Origin of the sequence: Rossellomorea sedimentorum (assembly GCF_046237645.1) — a bacterium.
Lineage (GTDB): Bacteria > Bacillota > Bacilli > Bacillales > Bacillaceae_B > Rossellomorea > Rossellomorea sedimentorum.
The window spans coordinates 421,538-439,624 of sequence record NZ_CP143546.1; the positions used below are offsets into that span (position 1 = coordinate 421,538).

Annotated in this window: 22 protein-coding genes; 18 read left to right on the forward strand and 4 right to left on the reverse strand. The window is 44.2% G+C overall.

The features are described from left to right. The first annotated feature begins 63 nt into the window (after window positions 1–63). Both V1502_RS02180 and V1502_RS02185 read left to right on the forward strand, forming a co-directional pair. On the forward strand, window positions 64–903 hold the full coding sequence (locus V1502_RS02180) for an alpha/beta fold hydrolase (RefSeq protein WP_409252758.1): 840 nt from the start codon (window positions 64–66) through the stop codon (window positions 901–903). Then, window positions 885–1,247, forward strand: coding sequence for a hypothetical protein (locus V1502_RS02185; RefSeq protein WP_409252759.1), 363 nt, complete (start codon window positions 885–887; stop codon window positions 1,245–1,247). Before V1502_RS02180 ends, V1502_RS02185 begins: the two co-directional genes overlap by 19 nt. A gap of 87 nt (window positions 1,248–1,334) precedes the next feature. Here the strand turns inward: V1502_RS02185 and V1502_RS02190 are convergent, their stop codons facing one another. Next, complete coding sequence (locus V1502_RS02190; protein WP_409252760.1) at window positions 1,335–2,357, reverse strand: DUF4030 domain-containing protein; 1,023 nt, start codon at window positions 2,355–2,357, stop codon at window positions 1,335–1,337. Beyond that, window positions 2,357–2,872, reverse strand: a complete 516-nt coding sequence (locus V1502_RS02195; RefSeq protein ID WP_409252761.1) for a sigma-70 family RNA polymerase sigma factor — start codon at window positions 2,870–2,872, stop codon at window positions 2,357–2,359. The genes V1502_RS02190 and V1502_RS02195 overlap by 1 nt, the downstream gene beginning before the upstream one ends. Window positions 2,873–3,312: 440 nt before the next feature. On the opposite strand from V1502_RS02195, the gene V1502_RS02200 reads away from it, so the two are divergent. The 5 genes from V1502_RS02200 to V1502_RS02220 all read left to right on the forward strand — a co-directional run bounded on the left by V1502_RS02200 (window position 3,313) and on the right by V1502_RS02220 (window position 6,229). Continuing rightward, window positions 3,313–3,465 (forward strand): hypothetical protein, encoded by a 153-nt coding sequence (locus V1502_RS02200; protein WP_409252762.1) that lies wholly within the window; start codon window positions 3,313–3,315, stop codon window positions 3,463–3,465. A 503-nt stretch (window positions 3,466–3,968) separates the two neighbouring features. After that, window positions 3,969–4,235: a DUF1871 family protein gene (locus V1502_RS02205; protein WP_409252763.1), complete on the forward strand. Its 267-nt coding sequence runs from the start codon at window positions 3,969–3,971 to the stop codon at window positions 4,233–4,235. Further along, the gene (locus tag V1502_RS02210) at window positions 4,207–5,130 is read left to right on the forward strand and encodes a hypothetical protein (protein ID WP_409252764.1); all 924 of its coding nucleotides are present in this window, start codon (window positions 4,207–4,209) and stop codon (window positions 5,128–5,130) included. The genes V1502_RS02205 and V1502_RS02210 overlap by 29 nt, the downstream gene beginning before the upstream one ends. Before the next feature lie 45 nt (window positions 5,131–5,175). Next, entirely contained in the window at window positions 5,176–5,727 is a 552-nt protein-coding gene (locus V1502_RS02215; RefSeq protein WP_409252765.1) for a GNAT family N-acetyltransferase, read from the forward strand. Window positions 5,728–5,770: 43 nt separating this feature from the next. Next, the gene (locus V1502_RS02220) at window positions 5,771–6,229 is read left to right on the forward strand and encodes a GNAT family N-acetyltransferase (protein WP_409252766.1); all 459 of its coding nucleotides are present in this window, start codon (window positions 5,771–5,773) and stop codon (window positions 6,227–6,229) included. A 270-nt stretch (window positions 6,230–6,499) separates the two neighbouring features. Here V1502_RS02220 and V1502_RS02225 read toward each other — a convergent pair whose 3' ends face one another. Continuing rightward, a complete protein-coding gene (locus V1502_RS02225; RefSeq protein ID WP_409252767.1) occupies window positions 6,500–6,721 on the reverse strand; it encodes a hypothetical protein in 222 nt (73 codons plus the stop codon). 124 nt (window positions 6,722–6,845) lie between these two features. Between V1502_RS02225 and V1502_RS02230 the strand changes: the two genes are divergently transcribed. From V1502_RS02230 to V1502_RS02265, 8 genes are all read left to right on the forward strand, one after another. Beyond that, a complete protein-coding gene (locus V1502_RS02230; RefSeq protein ID WP_409252768.1) occupies window positions 6,846–7,298 on the forward strand; it encodes a YndM family protein in 453 nt (150 codons plus the stop codon). A gap of 89 nt (window positions 7,299–7,387) precedes the next feature. Beyond that, entirely contained in the window at window positions 7,388–7,696 is a 309-nt protein-coding gene (locus tag V1502_RS02235) for a hypothetical protein (protein ID WP_409252769.1), read from the forward strand. A gap of 241 nt (window positions 7,697–7,937) precedes the next feature. Further along, window positions 7,938–8,090: a hypothetical protein gene (locus V1502_RS02240; protein ID WP_409252770.1), complete on the forward strand. Its 153-nt coding sequence runs from the start codon at window positions 7,938–7,940 to the stop codon at window positions 8,088–8,090. Window positions 8,091–8,217: 127 nt separating this feature from the next. Then, window positions 8,218–8,523 carry an antibiotic biosynthesis monooxygenase family protein gene (locus V1502_RS02245; RefSeq protein ID WP_409252771.1) on the forward strand — a complete coding sequence of 102 codons (306 nt, stop codon included), beginning with the start codon at window positions 8,218–8,220 and terminating at the stop codon, window positions 8,521–8,523. Further along, window positions 8,520–8,912, forward strand: coding sequence for a hypothetical protein (locus V1502_RS02250; RefSeq protein WP_409252772.1), 393 nt, complete (start codon window positions 8,520–8,522; stop codon window positions 8,910–8,912). Before V1502_RS02245 ends, V1502_RS02250 begins: the two co-directional genes overlap by 4 nt. Before the next feature lie 445 nt (window positions 8,913–9,357). Beyond that, window positions 9,358–10,695, forward strand: a complete 1,338-nt coding sequence (locus V1502_RS02255; protein WP_409252773.1) for a S8 family peptidase — start codon at window positions 9,358–9,360, stop codon at window positions 10,693–10,695. Window positions 10,696–10,845: 150 nt separating this feature from the next. Further along, on the forward strand, window positions 10,846–10,992 hold the full coding sequence (locus V1502_RS02260; protein ID WP_409252774.1) for a hypothetical protein: 147 nt from the start codon (window positions 10,846–10,848) through the stop codon (window positions 10,990–10,992). A 206-nt stretch (window positions 10,993–11,198) separates the two neighbouring features. Next, window positions 11,199–11,642: a GNAT family N-acetyltransferase gene (locus V1502_RS02265; protein WP_409252775.1), complete on the forward strand. Its 444-nt coding sequence runs from the start codon at window positions 11,199–11,201 to the stop codon at window positions 11,640–11,642. Window positions 11,643–11,818: 176 nt separating this feature from the next. Here V1502_RS02265 and V1502_RS02270 read toward each other — a convergent pair whose 3' ends face one another. Then, a complete protein-coding gene (locus V1502_RS02270) occupies window positions 11,819–12,703 on the reverse strand; it encodes a zinc-dependent metalloprotease (RefSeq protein ID WP_409252776.1) in 885 nt (294 codons plus the stop codon). 307 nt (window positions 12,704–13,010) lie between these two features. On the opposite strand from V1502_RS02270, the gene rlmD reads away from it, so the two are divergent. From rlmD to V1502_RS02285, 3 genes are all read left to right on the forward strand, one after another. Continuing rightward, entirely contained in the window at window positions 13,011–14,384 is a 1,374-nt protein-coding gene (rlmD, locus tag V1502_RS02275) for a 23S rRNA (uracil(1939)-C(5))-methyltransferase RlmD (RefSeq protein WP_409252777.1), read from the forward strand. A 292-nt stretch (window positions 14,385–14,676) separates the two neighbouring features. Continuing rightward, window positions 14,677–15,531, forward strand: coding sequence for a malate synthase (locus V1502_RS02280; RefSeq protein ID WP_409252778.1), 855 nt, complete (start codon window positions 14,677–14,679; stop codon window positions 15,529–15,531). A gap of 308 nt (window positions 15,532–15,839) precedes the next feature. Beyond that, complete coding sequence (locus V1502_RS02285; RefSeq protein ID WP_409252779.1) at window positions 15,840–18,014, forward strand: malate synthase G; 2,175 nt, start codon at window positions 15,840–15,842, stop codon at window positions 18,012–18,014. Window positions 18,015–18,087: the final 73 nt, after the last annotated feature.

Below are 18,087 nucleotides of genomic sequence, written 5' to 3' on the forward strand. Positions count from 1 at the left end.
ATTCAACAAAAACCGGGGAGTGCCTGGCACAACCACCGGTTCAACGAGAGGAGCACACCAATTATGAAACGCTACTTTATAGAAACAGGCACGATGCCGGTACATATTACGGAGTGGGGCAGCGGCAATGAACCAGTCATTTTCTGCCTGCACGGCCTTGGAAGTACAAGCTTAAGCTTCATTGATGTGGCTGAGGAGTTAAAAGGGGAATACCGAATCATTTCAATAGATGCCCCCGGTCACGGCAAAACGCCACCTTTTCCTGCTGCGGAAGATTACGAGATGCCGAGAATCGCTGAATGGCTGAAGAGTATCACCGATTTTCTTGAACTCAAAGAATTCTATTTCTTATCCCATTCATGGGGCAGCTTCGTCCATTTGTTCTATCTGAAAAACTATCGTGATAGTGTGAAGGGTTCCATTTTCATAGACGGAGGCTATCAAAGTAAGCGTCATGGAGGCAAATCAGTGGAAGAGGAAATGGCTTACTATGAAGAGGATTTTGAACAGACCTGGGGAGATTGGGAAGAGTTTCTGGGTCTCGTCAAAAGCGAAACAATGACCTGGACGCCGTTCAAAGAAAAAGCAGCAGAGGATCTGGCCCTTAGAAGAAACAACCGTTTTTACTGGCATGCGAGGGGAACGACGGGAGCCAACATCATTAAAGCGATGCACAAGGATGATATAGAAGATATTTTTGAAGATATGCCTCCTGGAATCCTCTTATTGAGGGCAACTCTTCCCCAAAATTTAGAGGGAAGCAGAATCAAACAGGCAGAACCATTTCAGCAGAAGACAGGAGCAGAAGTAAGGCCGGTCGAGGAAGCAACTCACCTGCTCCATTGGGACCGTCCCGAAGCAGTAGTGGAGGAAGTGAGAAAACGATGGCCGGCCACAAAATGAAGAAAACAGCAGGAACCATCCTGGAAATCGTCTATCTGCTCTGTTTTGCAGCCCTTTTATATATTGACTTCTTTGCCCATGACACACCTAAATGGGCAGTGACAACTCTGTTTGGAATCATCATCGCCAGCATCCTGCTGTCCTATATTCCAAAACGGGAAGAATCAGCGAAAAGGACCTGCATCTTTTCGCTCGTGACCACCGTTGTCCTGTTCCTGCTCGTTCTCATATTTGAAATGGCCGGGGGTGTTTCGAAGGTTGGCATTACCCTGCAGCAGCCGATTGTCTGGGCGTTGGTCGTCTTCAGTATATGGATGAGTTTGAGGAAAATCAGAACAGCTTGAGAAAGTTTAATGAGGGAAGGACGTCAATGTTTTTTCCACAAATTAAACAAGAAGGCCTGCCGAATCAATCGGCGGGCCTTCTTCCATTTAATATGAAGTTTTTAGGAGAACTTCTTTTTCCTTGCTGTATATCACAATAGTATAGGAATCATCTTGTACGGCTTCTTTTGCTTCATCTGATTGAATGAACTCATTCACCGCTTTTTCAATCTCGGCAGCAAAACCTTCTGCTTCTCCGTCAGAAGCTGGTAGATCGAGCGTGACAAACACGGTCGTTGATTCCGTGTCGTTAGACTTGGTAATTCCTTTTACGTGGAAGTCTTTCCGGCCCATCAAGCCTTCACTGATCGTAGTGATCACTGGTGTCCAGCGGTGAGCCTGCTTGCTTTTTTCCCTATCGATTTTCTGGAAGCTGACTTGAACGTTATCCAACCCTGCATCCTGAACCAGCTTCTGAACGATTTCTTCAATTTCGGCTGTTCTTGTTTCTGTATCGGGGATGGCCAGTGTAACGACTTTCCTGTCATCACTATAAGATCCCCCGACCGTGAGGATTTCAAAATCGTAATCCTTCAAGCCTTCATGGACAGTATTAAGCAATGTTCTGTTCAAGTGCTCCTGATGTTCCTGCTCCGGTGTATTTTGATGAGGCTCCTCTCGATACACTTTTATGCTAAAAGCGTCGTAGCCGCGAGCTGCCAGAAGTTCTTCAACCCGTTCTTCTATTTCTCCTCTCATGCTGAGGTAATATTCCTCAGAACCTGTGACGGCTACGGTAAATTCTTTTTTCGGACTATAGCTCATCCCCATGGCGTCTACTTCATAGTCCTCTCTCAATTCTTCCGTAATGATTTGGAAGACCGGCTTTGACTCAAAAAGCTGATTTAATAGCGGCAGTTTGGAAGCCATGTCTGCCATGGTCGGCGAAACAAAAGCAGAACCGATGAACAAGCAGAAAAGAGCCGCGGGGGCACCTGCAGAATAAGCGGTTTTCTTTGCGAAGCCCCACCTTTTCCTCTTTCCGCGGCGGATGGCTGAATCGATGGCTGCATCCAGCTTCTTCTCCGGAACTGTAATTCGGTCGACTTCATGTTTAAAGGAATCATTCATTACAGACACTCCTCTCTCAGGTCAGTTCTCAGTTTATTGATGGCCCTATGCAGATTTGTTTTCACCGTGCCCTCAGGACAATCAAGCATGCTTGCGATTTCTTTGATCTGCAAGCCTTTATAATAGCGGAGGATGATCACCGTCTTGTATTTCTCCTCCAGGCGGTCAAGGGCATCCACAAGATCGAGGCTTTCGGCGATATGTACCTTCTCACTGCTGTCATAGCGCTCGATCTCTTCAAAAGGAATTACTTTTTTATTTTTCTTGATAAAATCCAAAGCGGTATTGATCAAAATTTTGGACAGCCAGGTTGAAAAGTAGGCGGGATCCTTCAAATTTTTAATCGAGATATACGCTTTATAAATCGTTTCATGAACAATATCAATTGCATCATTTTCATTTTTCACATATAGATAGGCCATCCGGTAGAGCTTGTTCTTTTCTGCTTGAACAAGGTCCTCGAACGCTTTGTTGTTTCCCCTTCTGGCTTTTTTCACTTTCGTAAGCTGCAGCATTACGGAATCCTCCTTTCTGTACAACCGTTAGACATCGGCAGACCTTAAAACGTTTCAACTTTTTTTAGGATTTGCTTAGCGGGGATCGCCTGCAACGATTGAAGCCAACAGCCACTGCCTGTTGGTTTGGCGTCCTCAAGCTTTTTTTAAGAGGCTCTTTTCGTAAACTTTGTTGCTATTTAATACAAATTTTAAAAAATACCTACTTAATTAACCAGAAATACCCTGATAAACGAGGGAGAAAAGAGCTAATTCACCTTGTTCAGAGAAAAAAGCCCTTGTCTCCAAGGGAAAAATCCGGCTCTTTGGATTTTTCCGAGAGCAACAATATATACGAAAACAGCGTTTTAAGAACAAGCCTTTAAAAAATTAAAGGCATTTGTAGCCATAACCTCGAATAATGGAATAACTCTTATTTTACAAGAAACGGAGGGATATAGGTGAGGAAGACTGGAATTGAGGCAGCCGGACTTTTCGTTCAAGAGTTCTTTCCTGGTGTAAAACAATCTAATGAAGCTCGCGGTACTTCATATCGTGTGGAAGGTCCAAATGAAACCCTGCACAACGCCCGCGCGGTACTTCATATCGTGTGAAAGGTCCAAATGAAGCCCTGCGCAACGGCCGCGCGGTACTTCATATCGTGTGAAAGGTTCAAATGAAGCCCTGCGTAACGGCCGCGCGGTACTTCATATCGTGTGAAAGGTCCAAATGAAGCCCTGCGCAACGGCCGCGCGGTACTTCATATCGTGTGAAAGGTCCAAATGAAGCCCTGCGTAACGGCCGCGCGGTACTTCATATCGTGTGAAAGGTCCAAATGAAGCCCTGCGCAACGGCCGCGCGGTACTTCATATCGTGTGGAAGGTCCAAATGAAACCCTGCACAACGGCCGCGCGGTACTTCATATCGTGTGGAAGGTTCAAATGAAGCCCTGCGCAACGGCCGCCCGGTACTTCATATCGTGTGAAAGGTTCAAATGAAGCCCCGCGCTGTTGAAGTTTTCAGGGAATTTTCGGGGCTGAAAATTTATCCTGGCATCATGGTTGGGCGGTGATGCCTGCTGACAGGAATCCCTATGTCATGATGCAAGAAGTAATCGATGAGTGAAATCTTGGATGCAGTAGGCAAACGTCTTGGTGATGTGTATGAACTTGAGATCACGGAAATCATGGAGGCAATGAAGGGACTACATACAAAACAGGAACTAGCACACAAGATACAGAGGATTTTTAATAGGTCGTTTCTAGAGGAATTGAGTTCTTTAGAAGCTTATACTTTTAAGGAATACCAAGCAGTTGCAGAACAAATAAAGGAAGTAGTTGTGAGGGGGAGAAGCCATGAAGATTTTAACAGAACAGGAATATAGCCGTATAAGGAATTTTATTGTGGAATGTGCCAGGCCGTTGGATGTAAGTTTGTTTAAGTATCTCTTTGAAAACGGCAGCCAGGAAGAAGCCGCAAATCAATTAGCCTCATTTCAAAATGAAGATGGGGGATTTGGCCATGGAATTGAACCGGATCTCCGGATGCCGCACTCATCGCCCATCGCCACCACCATCGGACTTCAGTATGCAAGAAAACTGGAATTGACGGGAAGGCACCCCATTGTCAGGAGTGCCCTCGGGTATCTGGAGGAAGCTTACGATGAATCCATCAATGGCTGGCATCAAGCAGGAAAGGAAGTCAATGACTATCCGCATGCACCTTGGTGGACGTTTGACCATGAAAAGGGACATTGCGGATCAGATGCCTCCTGGGCGAATCCAAGTGCTGAAATCCTTGGTTACCTTTATGAATATTCAGAGTATGTTCCGGATGCCCTGATCAGTACCGTGACGGAAAAAGCCAGGGAAGACCTGAGGAACCAGCCGAAGGAAATGGAAATGCATGACTTCCTTTGCTATAAGAGACTCATGGAAAGTGTGCAATCTCCTTTAAAGGCAGAGATAGAAGAAAGGCTAAAGGAATCAGTCCTGACAATTACCAAACGGAAGCGAAGTGAGTGGGAAGGTTATGGACTCAAGCCTCTTCAAGCAGCTGATTCACCAGCCTCTCCTTTTTTGTCTCTGCTTGAGGAAGAGGTCAGGGAAAATCTTGATTATGAAATTGAAAAACTGAGCACCAAAGGGTACGCAACTCCCAATTGGACTTGGTTTGGTAACTATGAAGAAGAGTGGAAGGAAGCGGAGCGAGACTGGAAAGGTCATCTGACTGTAGAAGTTTTAAAAACAGTAAAGAAATTTGACCGTATCAGTAATTGATGGCTCACCTGCTTTATCTAGAATTCAATTAAAGGAGCCCTAAAAATGAAAACCAATACCTTACCGGAAGTGACCCTGCGAGACTTGACCCCCGATGACGTGGAAGACCGCTATCGGTGGTGTCTTGACGTCGAAGTCACGAGGCATTTGAATATGCCGAATAAATTCCCTCCATTCAGCAGGGAGGAAACACGCCAATGGATTGATATGTGCATCAGCCGCAGCAATGGGTATGAGCAAATGGCGATCGAGACGGGTGACGGAATCCATATCGGGTGGGTCGATATCAAAAATATCGATAAGCTTAACAAACATGGAGAACTCGGAATTGCCATTGGAGACAAAAGTTATTGGGGAAAAGGCTACGGACTGGCGGCAATGAAGGCGATGCTTCAATATGGTTTTACCCATCTTGAGCTCAATAAAATCTGGCTGCGGGTGGAAGTCGATAATGAAAAGGCGATTAAATCGTACAGAAGGATGGGGTTTGTGGAAGAAGGCATTTTGCGCCAGGACCGGCTGCGGGAGGATGGGTATGTCGACCGCCTGAGAATGAGCATACTGAAGGACGAGTTTCTCAACAAGGATAGATCCTAACCAATCGTCATTTTAAGTTGCCAAAAAAAGGGGAGAAGACTGTATGAAATTAACTTTTAGAGAGGCAGAGGAAGGTGACTTGGACAGTATTGTAAGAATGCTGTCGGATGATATTCTCGGAAGCAAGCGAGAGCGGTATGAATACCCGCTTCCGCACAGTTACATAAAAGCATTTCAAGCGATTGATGCCGATCCCAATAATGAACTGATTGTCGCTTGCATGGATGAGGAAGTGGTCGGTGTCCAGCAAGTCACGTTCACCCCTTATATCACTCATCAGGGCGGCTGGCGGGCTACCATTGAAGGGGTGAGGACGACTTCAGCTGTAAGGGGGCAGGGAGTTGGTAAAGAAATGATTCAATACGCGATTCAGCGTGCCAAGGACCGCGGCTGCCACCTCGTACAATTGACAACCGACAAGCAGCGTCCTGAAGCATTAAGGTTTTATGAAGGTTTAGGCTTTAGAGCCACTCACGAAGGTCTGAAATTAAAGCTTAATTAAAAGGGAAAACGGTAATGATACATATCGTAAAAGCAGATCAGCGCCATGTTGAAGGGATTGCAAAGGTGTGTGCCGACGGTTACCGGGCAACTTAGAAAGGCAATTCAAAGGGCATCCCGCTTTATGAGGCAAAGGGATTTATCTACAGCCATGAACAGGCGGGGCATGGAAACGAAGCAGAAGAAGATTATATTTCTTTACGGTATTACAGGAAAATATTGAGGATGGGGCAAGCTCAGAGGGGAGACTCGAGCTTGCTTTTTTCATAAATCAGTTAATAAGCCTGACATTGGCAGGAGAAGTTGGGCTCGTAGGGGTAATATAACCGGAAGGAAGGTATTCGCCAAATACAAAGGACCCCATGGGTATTCCCGGGAAAAATTGCTTCTGTTTTAACTCCTCAATATCCTGGAATTTCTGCAGAAAATAATACTTATAAACAGGCGGTGGAATATATGGCGGGATGAATGTAGGATAGAAAAAGACTCGCATGCTGACGCTCCTTTTGTTTTTTTACAGTATATTTCCATTAACGGCATTGGCATGGCCTCCCGCCTAAGATCTTTTGAATAGTTTTTGCGGCACTAGGCAGAATAAGGATAAAAGGAGTGAAGTGATGAGACATCTAAAAGCATTTTTCATCAAATTTACTGCCTGTTTTGCCTTGTTGGCAATCATACTTGGAGGAATTTACGGCATTACATTAGGCGACGTATTTATCATTTCATTGGTGCTCAGCATCATCGGATATGCAGCTGGGGATTTATTTCTGCTGCAAAGATCGAATAATACAACGGCTGCACTGGCTGACTTTGGACTTGCCTTCGTTTTCATTTGGGCCATGTTGGCCAATATGACGCCGGTAGATGATGTGCTGATACCGGCATTGATCGCCGCTGCAGGGGTGGCTGTGTTTGAATATTTTTACCATAAGTATCTGTACAGAAGTATCTTCAGGCGGAACGGCACAGAAAGAAGAGTGCAGGGGAATCTGCAGTACCAGACAGAGGCTGCCGAAGAGATGACACCGGTGAAACCGGGTGCCCGGAATGATGAAGGTGATAAATAATTGTGTATTGAACCCTCATTTAAGCTGAGGGTTTATTTTTATTGACATATCTTCCTTGGATTTTCGTCTAATTAGCAAGGAGGAGAATTATGACATTCATTTTTAAAGCAATAGCAGGGATACTAAGTATCACAGTGCTGCTCAGTTGCAGCAGCGAGAAGACGGTCATCATGGAGGAACGTTCCGGTCAAGGCTATCAAGAGCTTCAAAAGATTTCAAGCGCAGAAGAGATAAAGGAGTTCACCAGGTTCTTGGACGGGTTAAGATGGCAGAATGAAACACAGGTAATGATGCTGCATTCCGCTGATTATCGCTTTATCCTGCCGTCTCCACCTGAAGAAAAGGGTGATTGGGAATACAGGGTATGGCTGACACCGAAAAAGGCTCTCTTGAAATAGTCAGGGAAAATAATAAAGAGAATGATTTCATACGATTATCGGGAGAGGACGCATCCCTTGTATTCCAAGTAATCACAAAGGGAAAACTTCAATAGGCAAATGTGAGTTTAGAAAAATGAAATACTGGGAACATATCTTGCAAAGCAGAGGAACTCTTGCTTAAGACGTTAAAAGCAATTGAAGTAGAGATAGAATTCCACCTGGTCCAGGGCATATTACAATACAGAAAGGGTGAAATGACATGAAAGAAAGAGAACCGATCAGTACAGGCGTACCGAAAAATCGTGATGAATTGTTCGGATTGGATAAGCAGGAAAGCCTGCAGTCCACCAATTTTGCCTCAACAGATAACACCTACCTGAATGACCATTTTCAAGACGAAGCAGATGAGTAAATATAGCGGGGCGGGCCATTGAGGTTCGTCCTTTTTTAGAGGATAAATTGTCCGAGTTTCCCGCACTGACTCTGTATGTTACAGTAAAGGATAGAACTAGAGATACAGTGAAAGGGATGAGAAAATTATGTATATCGTACACTCGACATTTGTCGTGCCGAATGAAAAGGCGGATGAAGTGATATCAATCTATCATTCTCGGTCCCGTTTAGTAGATAAAGCAGACGGCTTCCAGCGTTTCCTGCTGCTGCAAAATGAAAAGAAGCCAGGAGAAATCACCGTCCATATGGAATGGGACTCCAAGGAAGAGTTCATGACCTGGATCCAGAGCGAGGATTATAAGCGCATTCATGAGCTGGAAAAGAAGTACCCGGATCAGGAGCTCGCTTCCATCATCCCGTCCATCAGCAAGTTCAAGGTGGTAGCCGTATGACGGATATCGGAAAAAAATATGAACCGGTCATCAACGGTGCGGTAAAAGAAATTTATGTGAAATACCCGGAACTTGATGCAAAATATGGGGAGCGGGGCCGCCAGAAGTGTTATGAGGATAATGTCTATCACTTTCAGTATCTGGAAACCTCAGCGGGACTTGGCTCATCGAAAATTTTCACCGACTATGCATTGTGGCTGAACAGCGTTCTTGTCAGCAGGGGCATGTCCACCGACCACCTCATCGATAACTTCCGCAGTATCATCACGGCACTTGAAGCATCACCGGAAGTGGAAAACGGAGATGTATTTTCCGACCACTTATACCAGGCGATTTATAGGCTTGAAGAGAGTGATGGGACGGAAGATGTGGAGCGGCCGGTATTGTAAAAGTTTATAGATTGCTCAAGACACTGAATCCTGATGGGTTTGGTGTTTTTTGCGTTGATGAGTGCTGCGGGTGGTAAAGTGTCGGTTTTTGTCGAACAATCGATAAATAGGTGAAAATCGCCGATAAAAATGAAAAATCGCTGATAAATTCGAGGAATCGCCGATAAAATCAAAAAAACGCTGATAAATCCCCAAAATCGCCGAAAAGGTTTACCGGCCGCCTGCGTCGACCATTCTTAACCAGAGTATGTTGGACGTAACTCAGAGATCTCACTCTATTATTCTTCCTGAAGCGGAAACAGACACCAAGGTATGAATCAAACGTTTGATTAACAGGCTCGCACTGGTCATGAAGAATTCAAAAAAAGCGGGAACATGGACATGCGCCGCCACCACATCCCATCCGTTTCAATAAACTATAGAAACGGAAAGGATGTGATAATAAATGTTTGGATATTCTATGGTTCAGCTAGTACGAACTAATGCCCATCGGCTGGACAAGTCGCTGCGTGAAGAGATCCTTAATCTTTACAAGCCTTTCAGGTGGACACCATGCTTCTTGCATAGATTCTTTGAAGGCTCACTCAAACATATGAAGAAGCTGCAAGTCATTATTGAATTCGAAAACGGGTGTCAAGCGGAGGGGACAAAGGAAATTGAAAGAGTCACCAATAATCATTTAAGATCAAGGGTGAAATCGCAATTCTCCCGGATTTCCTGCTGCAGTGCAGAGTTGTCCCCAAGCGGTTTGGAAGAGGTCTTGACCAGCTGTCAGCATGTCAAAAAAGTTTATCTTAACCGGAAAGTCCAGGCGCTTCTGGATACGGCAGTAGATTCTGCCAATGCCGCAAATATTATTCGACAGGGCAGAAGGCTGACGGGAAAGGGAGTCACCATTGCCATAATTGATACAGGGATACACCCTCACCAAGACTTGGCCGGAAGAATCAAAGGGTTTAAAGACTTTATTAATGACCGGCCGGATCCTTATGATGATAACGGACATGGCACCCATTGTGCAGGAGATGCGGCTGGAGATGGTTCGGCATCTTCAGGGCAATATACCGGACCTGCACCCCAAGCTGATGTTGTCGGTGTGAAAGTCTTGGATAAAATGGGCTCCGGTTCACTCGATACCGTCATGCAGGGGGTTCAATGGTGTATGGATTATAATGATCATAATCCTGACAGCAAAATTGACATTATCAGCATGTCACTCGGAAGTACTGCACAGTCCTATGAAACAGAAAATGATGACCCGATGGTGAAAATAGTAGAAGAGGCCTGGGCGTCTGGAATTGTTGTATGCATAGCCGCAGGAAATGAAGGTCCGGATGCCGGAACGATTGCCAGCCCGGGCATAAGCGACCAGGTCATCACGGTTGGGGCACTCAGTGACAATGACACGGCCGATACGAGGGAAGATGATGAGGTGGCCAGCTTTTCAAGCAGGGGACCGACCATTTATGGGAAGGCCAAGCCTGATATCCTGGCTCCTGGAGTGAACATTGTTTCTCTGCGCTCACCTAATTCCTATCTTGATAAATTACAAAAAGCAAACCGGGTCGGCGAAGAGTACTTTGTGTTGTCGGGCACCTCCATGGCCACCCCGATTTGTGCAGGCATAGCGGCTCTCATTCTGGAGCAATCTCCTCAGGTAACCCCGGGGGATGTGAAAACGCTCCTTATCGAGGGGGCAGATTTATGGAAGGACAGAAATGAAAACATCTACGGAGCCGGGTATATTAATGCTGAGAATTCTGTGCCTGGGAGTAATCTATAAAAAATGAACAAAAGTCTGCCTGTTGCTGGAGCAGACTTTTTCCATGTTAGAGGAGCGTGAGTCAATTTTGGAGATAACACTATGATTGTACATATTAAGTTTTACAATGAAATAAGAGGGGGAAAATATACAAAAACAGGAGGGATCATGATGTCTGGTAAAAAAGAAAAGAACGAAAATCTAAAAGAAGCAGAACGTGACCTTCAAGAAGAAAAGAAGAATGAAAGTGTTCTGGACCACAGCAGGGAACCTGACCAGCAAAACCGTCTGAAAGATCAGCAGAACTTAAGAAAATAGTGTGACATCGGGAATGAAATCAATCGGTTTCATTCCTTTTCGTATTTTAATGGTATAATAGAGAAGCCTGATACAAGGCAATCTTTGTTAAGGGAGGCGTTCATTATGAAACACAATCTTACTTTGAACATGTATAAACACAAGGGGATCACGCCTCATTAACAAAGATTTTGACGCGTTCCCCAACATTGAAAGGGGAAAAGAAGATGAATGTAAGAGTAGAAGAAATCAATTCAGAAAACTGGTATGAGTGCTGCCAGATGGAATTAACAAAGGAACAAGCGGAGTACATGGAATCAAATGCCGTTTCCATTGCCCAGACGAAATTTGAGCCGAACCTAAGACCGTATGCCATCTATTACGATGAGAAAATCGCCGGATTCCTGATGTTCAACTCTGAAAAAGAAGAGCTGGACGGATACTGGATTTATAGAATTATGGTGGATAAAAGGTTCCAAGGCAAAGGAATAGGGAAAGAAGCTACAAAAATGATGATTGAAGAAATGGCCAAGCTGCCCCATGCTGAGAAAGTCGTTGTTGGTTATCACCCGGATAACAAAGGGGCGCATCACCTGTATGCCAGTCTGGGGTTTGTCGATAACGGAGATCAGTTTGGCAGGGAAATGGCGGTAATCAAATATCTAAAATAACTTTACTGGACGGTTCTTTCGAAAAGAGCCGTCCTTTTTTGATTGTAGTTATTTCAGCACACAGGAACGTGAGCAATTAGCCGATCACTTCATTTTCCTCAAATAATCTGACTAAACATCATTAAATGAAAGGGTGATTCTCCACATAAGTGTGAGGAGGTTGATAGATCGAGAGATTAGTTTCCATACCAAGTCTTATGGGCTTGGATCTCATCATCATGTTCTTGATGCCAGTAATCTACTTGATAAGCATAATCATAATTCATGATACACTTGATGCCGCTGCCTTGCGGGGCATGTCCCAATCCATAGTTATGGGAAAATTCATGCTGTGCGGCATACGCTGTGTTTTGAGCACCCTGGTCAAGATTGACACTGATGGCACTTCCGCTAGGTGATGAAGAATATACATAGGCGATTCCGCCAGAGTTGAAATTAGCATCTTTTGTAAAGCCTGCAACGAAATCATAGCCGCGGCCATCCCAGTCGCGTTCAAGGTCCTGCAGGATTTCTACCGCATCATTTCCTTGAGAAGACCACTCTGCAAATGCCTGGATTTGAAAGTCGATTCCATGATCACGCATGAAAGCATCATCGGCTTTTTCGACTATATTTTGAGTCAGCGTCTGCCAGTCAGGATTAGCGGCACGATATTCTTCGTCAACCGCAACAAGGACGGTCACAGTTCGGTCGGCTGTTGTAGAGGTATCACCTGATCCGGAATCGGAACCACCGCCGTCGCCAAACAAGCCGAACAATTCCGAAGTTTCTTTGTCATCTTTCTTTTCTTTATCTTTCTTTTTTTCTTTCGATTTTTCGATTCGCTTATCTTTCTTCTTTTGCCCCTTTTCGTCCAGTACTTCTGCAACAGAGCTTTGTTCTACAAAAGAGGGAGAGTCGAATTCCTGTTTCCCTTTGAATTCAGCCTTAGGCAGAGAGTGTCCTACGTGGGCTGAGTTGTCCTGCAAATCGACCGTTGCCTCTGAGGAAGCTGAAGGCAGGCTCGGGAAAACAGCCAAGGATAAAGCTAATGATAGTGTGATAAACTTGTTTTTCTTCAATTCTATTTCCTCCCAAGTTGTTCAAGTATGTATAGCCACCTATTAAACTATCATAAGTAATGATTTTTTTCGGGAGGCAGAAAGAATCATTTCTTGGAGACTTCTATGAAAAAAGCCTTATTTTCTGTAAAGAGTTGATTGCAGGAGTCTAAAGATATTGAAAATACATGTTTTCTAGTAAACTTGCATTTATAACTGAGGAGGGGTAATAAAAATTACCAACTGTTCTGCTCTTACAGCTTTTCGCAATATATCCGCCGTTTGTGGTACAATCAGTTACGACAAAATGAGCGAAGGAAGTAATAGGATGAGCAAAAGAGCACCCGTTAAGAAAAACGATTATATAGAGGATGCCTATTTTGAAGACCTGACCCATGACGGAAACGGGGTCACGAAAGTCGATGGCTATCCATTGTTTGTACCAAATGCCCTTCCTGGCGAAAGAGGAAAAGTCAAAGTCGTGAAGGCAAGTAAAAACTACGGATTCGGCAAACTGATCGAGCTTCATGAGGAAAGCCAGTACCGCCAGGAGCCACCATGCCCGATTTATCATCAATGCGGGGGCTGCCAGGTACAGCATATCTCCTATGAAGGCCAGTTGAAGGCAAAAGAAAAGCATGTCCGTGACGTCATGGCGAGGATCGGCAAGCTTCCGGATGTACCTGTCCACCCAACACTTGGCATGGAAAACCCATGGAGATACCGCAACAAAGCGGCCGTCCCGGTTGGTGAAAGGGAAGGCGGTCTTGTAGCCGGATTCTATCAGCAGCGCAGCCATGAAATCATCGACATGGACAGATGTATCATTCAGCATGAAAAAAATGATGAAATTGTTCAAGTGGTAAAAGAGATCTGCCAGAAATACGGCATCCGCCCTTATGATGAAGAAAAGCACCGGGGGACACTCCGTCACATCATGACCCGATACGGTTATCAAACCGGTGAAGTCATGGTCGTGCTGGTGACCAGGACAGCCGACCTCCCAAATAAAAAGCAGATCGTGGATGAAATCGTCAGCTCGATTGAAGGCGTGAAATCCGTCATTCAAAACGTGAATCCCAAGCGCACGAACGTGATTATGGGCGACGAGACCAATGTCCTTTGGGGAGAAGAAGTCATCTATGACTATATCGGTGACGTGAAGTTTGCGATCTCTGCCCGTTCTTTCTATCAGGTAAACCCTGAGCAGACCCGCGTACTATATGAAAAAGCACTGGAGTACGCTGATTTGAGCGGAGATGAAAATGTTATTGATGCCTACTGCGGAATCGGAACGATTTCTTTGTTTCTTGCTCAAAAAGCCAAGAAGGTATACGGAGTCGAAATCGTCCCGCAGGCGATTGAAGATGCGAAGAAAAATGCAGAACTGAATGGATTCACCAACACAGAGTTCGAAGCAGGACCTGCAGAAGTGGTCATTCCAAGATGGTATGATGAAGGAATCAAAGCGGATGTCCTTGTCGTGGATCCTCCGAGAAAAGGCTGTGATGAGGCCCTATTGAACACGATCTTGGAAATGAAACCGCGGAAGGTTGTATATGTTTCCTGTAACCCGGCGACGCTGGCACGTGACTTAAAAGTGCTTGAGGACGGAGGGTACAAGACGCAGGAAGTGCAGCCTGTCGATATGTTCCCGCAGACGATGCACGTCGAGTGTGTAGCAAAGCTTGTATTAAAATAATATCTTTTTATTCGGTCCAGTAAATGATCTGGGCCGTTTTTTTTTTTTTTTTTTTTTTTTTTTTCAGGGAAGTTCCAAAAATAAGAGGTGTGTAGAGTGTAGGGGATTTGAGTAAAACTTCATTTTACCTCGCTATAAATTATATTGTCAATAATAAATTTGTAATTTTTTCGAAAAAATGTTATAATTTTCTTTAAGTTGTTTTTAGCGTACGTTTTAAGAAAGATTCAAACAGTTTTGTGAGCTTTTATAGTAATAGTACCCGAGTGATAATACAAGGAGGACTAGTATATTGAATTTAATCAATAAGAAAGTTACACATAAGCGGTTTGGCAAGGGGAGTATCGTTAACCAGAATGATTCCGTCGTGGAAATAAATTTCGCATCGGACAACAAAAAGTTTGTTTACCCCGATGTATTTGGAGAGCATCTAAAGCTGCATGATGAAAGCATTGCTCATTCGATTGACCAAATTATCCAAAAAAAGGTAATGGAACAAAAAGAGGAAGAGATGAAGAAGGAAGAGGAGATAAAACTCCAAAGAAAATACCAGGAGCTTCGATTGGGGCATGAAAAACTTATGAGAAATCATAAACTTCATCCCGAGTCCCAAATGGTTTTCTGGTGTGATACAGAAGAGCAGAATAGTTCATTTTCAGAGTGGAAGGTTTTTTCAGGGGAAATCAAAAGCGGTAATAACAAAGGGAAGCCAAACAAACCCATCCGCTTGCACCAAAATAGCGCTGTCCTGCTGACAGCAGTAGAATCCGGCAGGCCTGAAGAAGACAGACGAATTTTAGGTGTCTATATGGTGAAAGATAATTTTATTGGGAAGCTTTGTGAAGATGGATATATTCCTGCTCATTCAGAATACAGACTGCAGCTGACAGAACAGGAATCGGATCAGATGCTTTTCTGGAACTATTATGTAAATGAAAAGTTTCCTCAAAAAAAGACGTGGAATACAGGTAAATACCGTTATTTTGATAATTCATGGATGGCTCAAATCTTGCGTGATATCGTCGCATTGAAAAGTGACAAGAAGGAACAAGAGCTGGCACAGCAATTCTTTGACCATCATTGCAAAATGAATCAACTGATTGAGCAGGATTTACCAAAGCCTAATGGCTCATTAATGCGTGCTTAGAGGGTTGGCCGTATTGCAGAACTAAATTTGAATGCCTAAAGAGAAGTCCGGGGATCTGAAAAGATCCTCGGATTTTTTCTTTTTTATAGGCTGTATTCTAAGGTTGCCGTTCTGTATACTACCTCTTCTGAGATTGCGTGCGAAGGGGGAGTGAAATAGAAGATAACTATCCTGTTGAAAGAGAAACAAGGATCATATCCAATTAGCAACAAGAAAATATTGTATGAAAACTTTATCTGTTATACAATAGTTTGTAACATATTGTATACTGTTTTAGTACAGTGTTGTAGAACAAAGGAGGAAATGGGATGGATAGCTATGTTTCTTGTGGAAATTTAAAGGTAGCACAGATTTTTTATGATTTCATCAACTCTGAAGTACTGCCGGGATTAGGGTTCCATGATTTCTGGAGCAAGTTTGAGAGACTTATAGAGGAACTTACTCCAGAGAATAAAGCTCTTTTAGCACAGCGCGATGAAATACAAAAGCAGTTGAATGAGTGGTATCAGGAAAATAACCAGTTTGACAAACAAAAGTATCAATCATTTTTAAAGGATATCAATTATTTAGAAGAAGAGGTAGATGACTTTGTCATTGCAACGGAAAATGTGGATGATGAAGTTGCTGTACAAGCAGGACCCCAATTGGTGGTTCCAGTAAATAATGCGCGTTATGCGATCAATGCTGCTAACGCCAGATGGGGAAGCCTATACGATGCGCTTTATGGAACGGACGTCTTTTCAGAAGATGATGGGTGTGAACGAGGCCGATCTTACAATCCGAAGCGGGGAGAAAAAGTCATCGCATTTGCCAAGAAGTTTCTTGATGATACCCTTCCTCTTACAGGGGGGAGTCATAAAGAAGTTATTCGGTATCAAATTATCGCCAACAAGCTCCAGGTCCATTTGGAGGGTGGAGAAATCGTGGAATTGATGAATCCTACGAAACTAGCTGGATACAGCGGAACCCCGGAAGATCCAAGCGGGTTACTATTCAAAAACAACAACCTACATTTTGAAATTGTAATCGATCGGGAACATCCTATTGGCAAGACAGACAATGCAGGTGTAAAAGACATTGTCATGGAGTCTGCGGTCACCACAATCATGGATTGTGAAGATTCCGTTGCCGCAGTGGATGCTGAAGATAAGGTCGAGGTTTACCGGAACTGGCTTGGATTGATGAAGGGAACATTAACGGCCTCTTTTAAAAAGGGAGGAAAAACGGTTACCCGATCTCTTAATGGAGACCGCACCTACACAGCTCTTACCGGGAGTATGTTTTCTTTGCGCGGCCGCTCGCTTCTTTTTGTGAGGAATGTCGGTCATCTCATGACAACAAACGTCGTGCTGGATAGCAATGGCGAGGAGATACCTGAAGGAATTATGGACGGTGTGATCACTAGTTTAATAGCGAAGCATGAACTCCTCCAAGAGGGCGGCTTTAAAAATTCCTCAAAAGGGTCGGTTTATATTGTGAAACCGAAAATGCATGGCTCTAAAGAGGTGGCGTTTGCCGATAAACTTTTCAACGGCATTGAAGACTTGATAGGGTTGGAACGGTATACACTGAAAATCGGGGTCATGGATGAGGAAAGACGAACATCCTTGAATTTGAAAAATTGTATAAAAGAAGTGAAGAACAGGGTTGTTTTCATTAATACAGGTTTCCTCGATCGTACGGGTGATGAGATTCATACATCCATGGAAGCAGGGATCATGTGCCGGAAAAATGATATGAAAACAACGAGCTGGCTGCAGGCCTATGAGCGTGCCAATGTAGAAACTGGTCTTTCTGCAGGTCTTAAAGGAAAGGCTCAAATCGGAAAAGGGATGTGGGCGATGCCGGATCGAATGGCCGAAATGCTGCAGCAAAAAATCGGACATCTCAAAACAGGGGCCAATACAGCGTGGGTTCCATCTCCAACGGCAGCCACTTTGCATTCACTTCATTATCATGAAGTGAATGTCGCCCAGATACAAGAAGGGTTGGAAAAAGGTTCTCATAATAATCATAATGACATGCTGGTACTGCCCGTTGTGGAGGAACCGTCCTGGTCAAAGGGAGAAATTCAGCAGGAGCTTGATAATAACATTCAAGGCATCCTCGGATATGTTGTGCGCTGGGTGAACCAAGGGATTGGCTGTTCAAAAGTGCCCGACATCAATAATGTTGGACTTATGGAAGACCGGGCGACACTTCGTATATCCAGCCAGCATGTGGCCAATTGGTTACACCATGGAGTCTGCTCTGATAAGCAAGTAAAAGAGACTCTGGAGCGCATGGCCAAAGTCGTTGATGAGCAAAATGCGGGTGACCCGGAATATCAGCCGATGTCCCCGGATTTTGAACGCTCTACCGCTTTTCAAGCAGCTAAGGACTTAATATTTGAGGGATATCAACAACCAAATGGATACACAGAACCGATCTTGCATCGCCGCAGGCTCGAAGTTAAAGCGAAAGTGAAAAAATTAGTTAAATGAAAAGGCATCAGAAAACTACACCTTAAATCGGGTGTAGTTTTTTGTGAATACGCTTCTTTTAAAAAGGCTCTTT

Excerpts from the sequence above, each read along its gene's own strand:
- V1502_RS02180 (WP_409252758.1), top strand. The coding sequence starts at position 64 with ATGAAACGCTACTTTATAGAAACAGGCACGATGCCGGTACATATTACG.
- V1502_RS02185 (WP_409252759.1), top strand. The coding sequence starts at position 885 with ATGGCCGGCCACAAAATGAAGAAAACAGCAGGAACCATCCTGGAAATC.
- V1502_RS02190 (WP_409252760.1), bottom strand. The coding sequence starts at position 2,357 with ATGAATGATTCCTTTAAACATGAAGTCGACCGAATTACAGTTCCGGAG.
- V1502_RS02195 (WP_409252761.1), bottom strand. The coding sequence starts at position 2,872 with ATGCTGCAGCTTACGAAAGTGAAAAAAGCCAGAAGGGGAAACAACAAA.
- V1502_RS02205 (WP_409252763.1), top strand. The coding sequence starts at position 3,969 with ATGAGTGAAATCTTGGATGCAGTAGGCAAACGTCTTGGTGATGTGTAT.
- V1502_RS02210 (WP_409252764.1), top strand. The coding sequence starts at position 4,207 with ATGAAGATTTTAACAGAACAGGAATATAGCCGTATAAGGAATTTTATT.
- V1502_RS02215 (WP_409252765.1), top strand. The coding sequence starts at position 5,176 with ATGAAAACCAATACCTTACCGGAAGTGACCCTGCGAGACTTGACCCCC.
- V1502_RS02220 (WP_409252766.1), top strand. The coding sequence starts at position 5,771 with ATGAAATTAACTTTTAGAGAGGCAGAGGAAGGTGACTTGGACAGTATT.
- V1502_RS02225 (WP_409252767.1), bottom strand. The coding sequence starts at position 6,721 with ATGCGAGTCTTTTTCTATCCTACATTCATCCCGCCATATATTCCACCG.
- V1502_RS02230 (WP_409252768.1), top strand. The coding sequence starts at position 6,846 with ATGAGACATCTAAAAGCATTTTTCATCAAATTTACTGCCTGTTTTGCC.
- V1502_RS02235 (WP_409252769.1), top strand. The coding sequence starts at position 7,388 with ATGACATTCATTTTTAAAGCAATAGCAGGGATACTAAGTATCACAGTG.
- V1502_RS02240 (WP_409252770.1), top strand. The coding sequence starts at position 7,938 with ATGAAAGAAAGAGAACCGATCAGTACAGGCGTACCGAAAAATCGTGAT.
- V1502_RS02245 (WP_409252771.1), top strand. The coding sequence starts at position 8,218 with ATGTATATCGTACACTCGACATTTGTCGTGCCGAATGAAAAGGCGGAT.
- V1502_RS02250 (WP_409252772.1), top strand. The coding sequence starts at position 8,520 with ATGACGGATATCGGAAAAAAATATGAACCGGTCATCAACGGTGCGGTA.
- V1502_RS02255 (WP_409252773.1), top strand. The coding sequence starts at position 9,358 with ATGTTTGGATATTCTATGGTTCAGCTAGTACGAACTAATGCCCATCGG.
- V1502_RS02260 (WP_409252774.1), top strand. The coding sequence starts at position 10,846 with ATGTCTGGTAAAAAAGAAAAGAACGAAAATCTAAAAGAAGCAGAACGT.
- V1502_RS02265 (WP_409252775.1), top strand. The coding sequence starts at position 11,199 with ATGAATGTAAGAGTAGAAGAAATCAATTCAGAAAACTGGTATGAGTGC.
- rlmD (WP_409252777.1), top strand. The coding sequence starts at position 13,011 with ATGAGCAAAAGAGCACCCGTTAAGAAAAACGATTATATAGAGGATGCC.
- V1502_RS02285 (WP_409252779.1), top strand. The coding sequence starts at position 15,840 with ATGGATAGCTATGTTTCTTGTGGAAATTTAAAGGTAGCACAGATTTTT.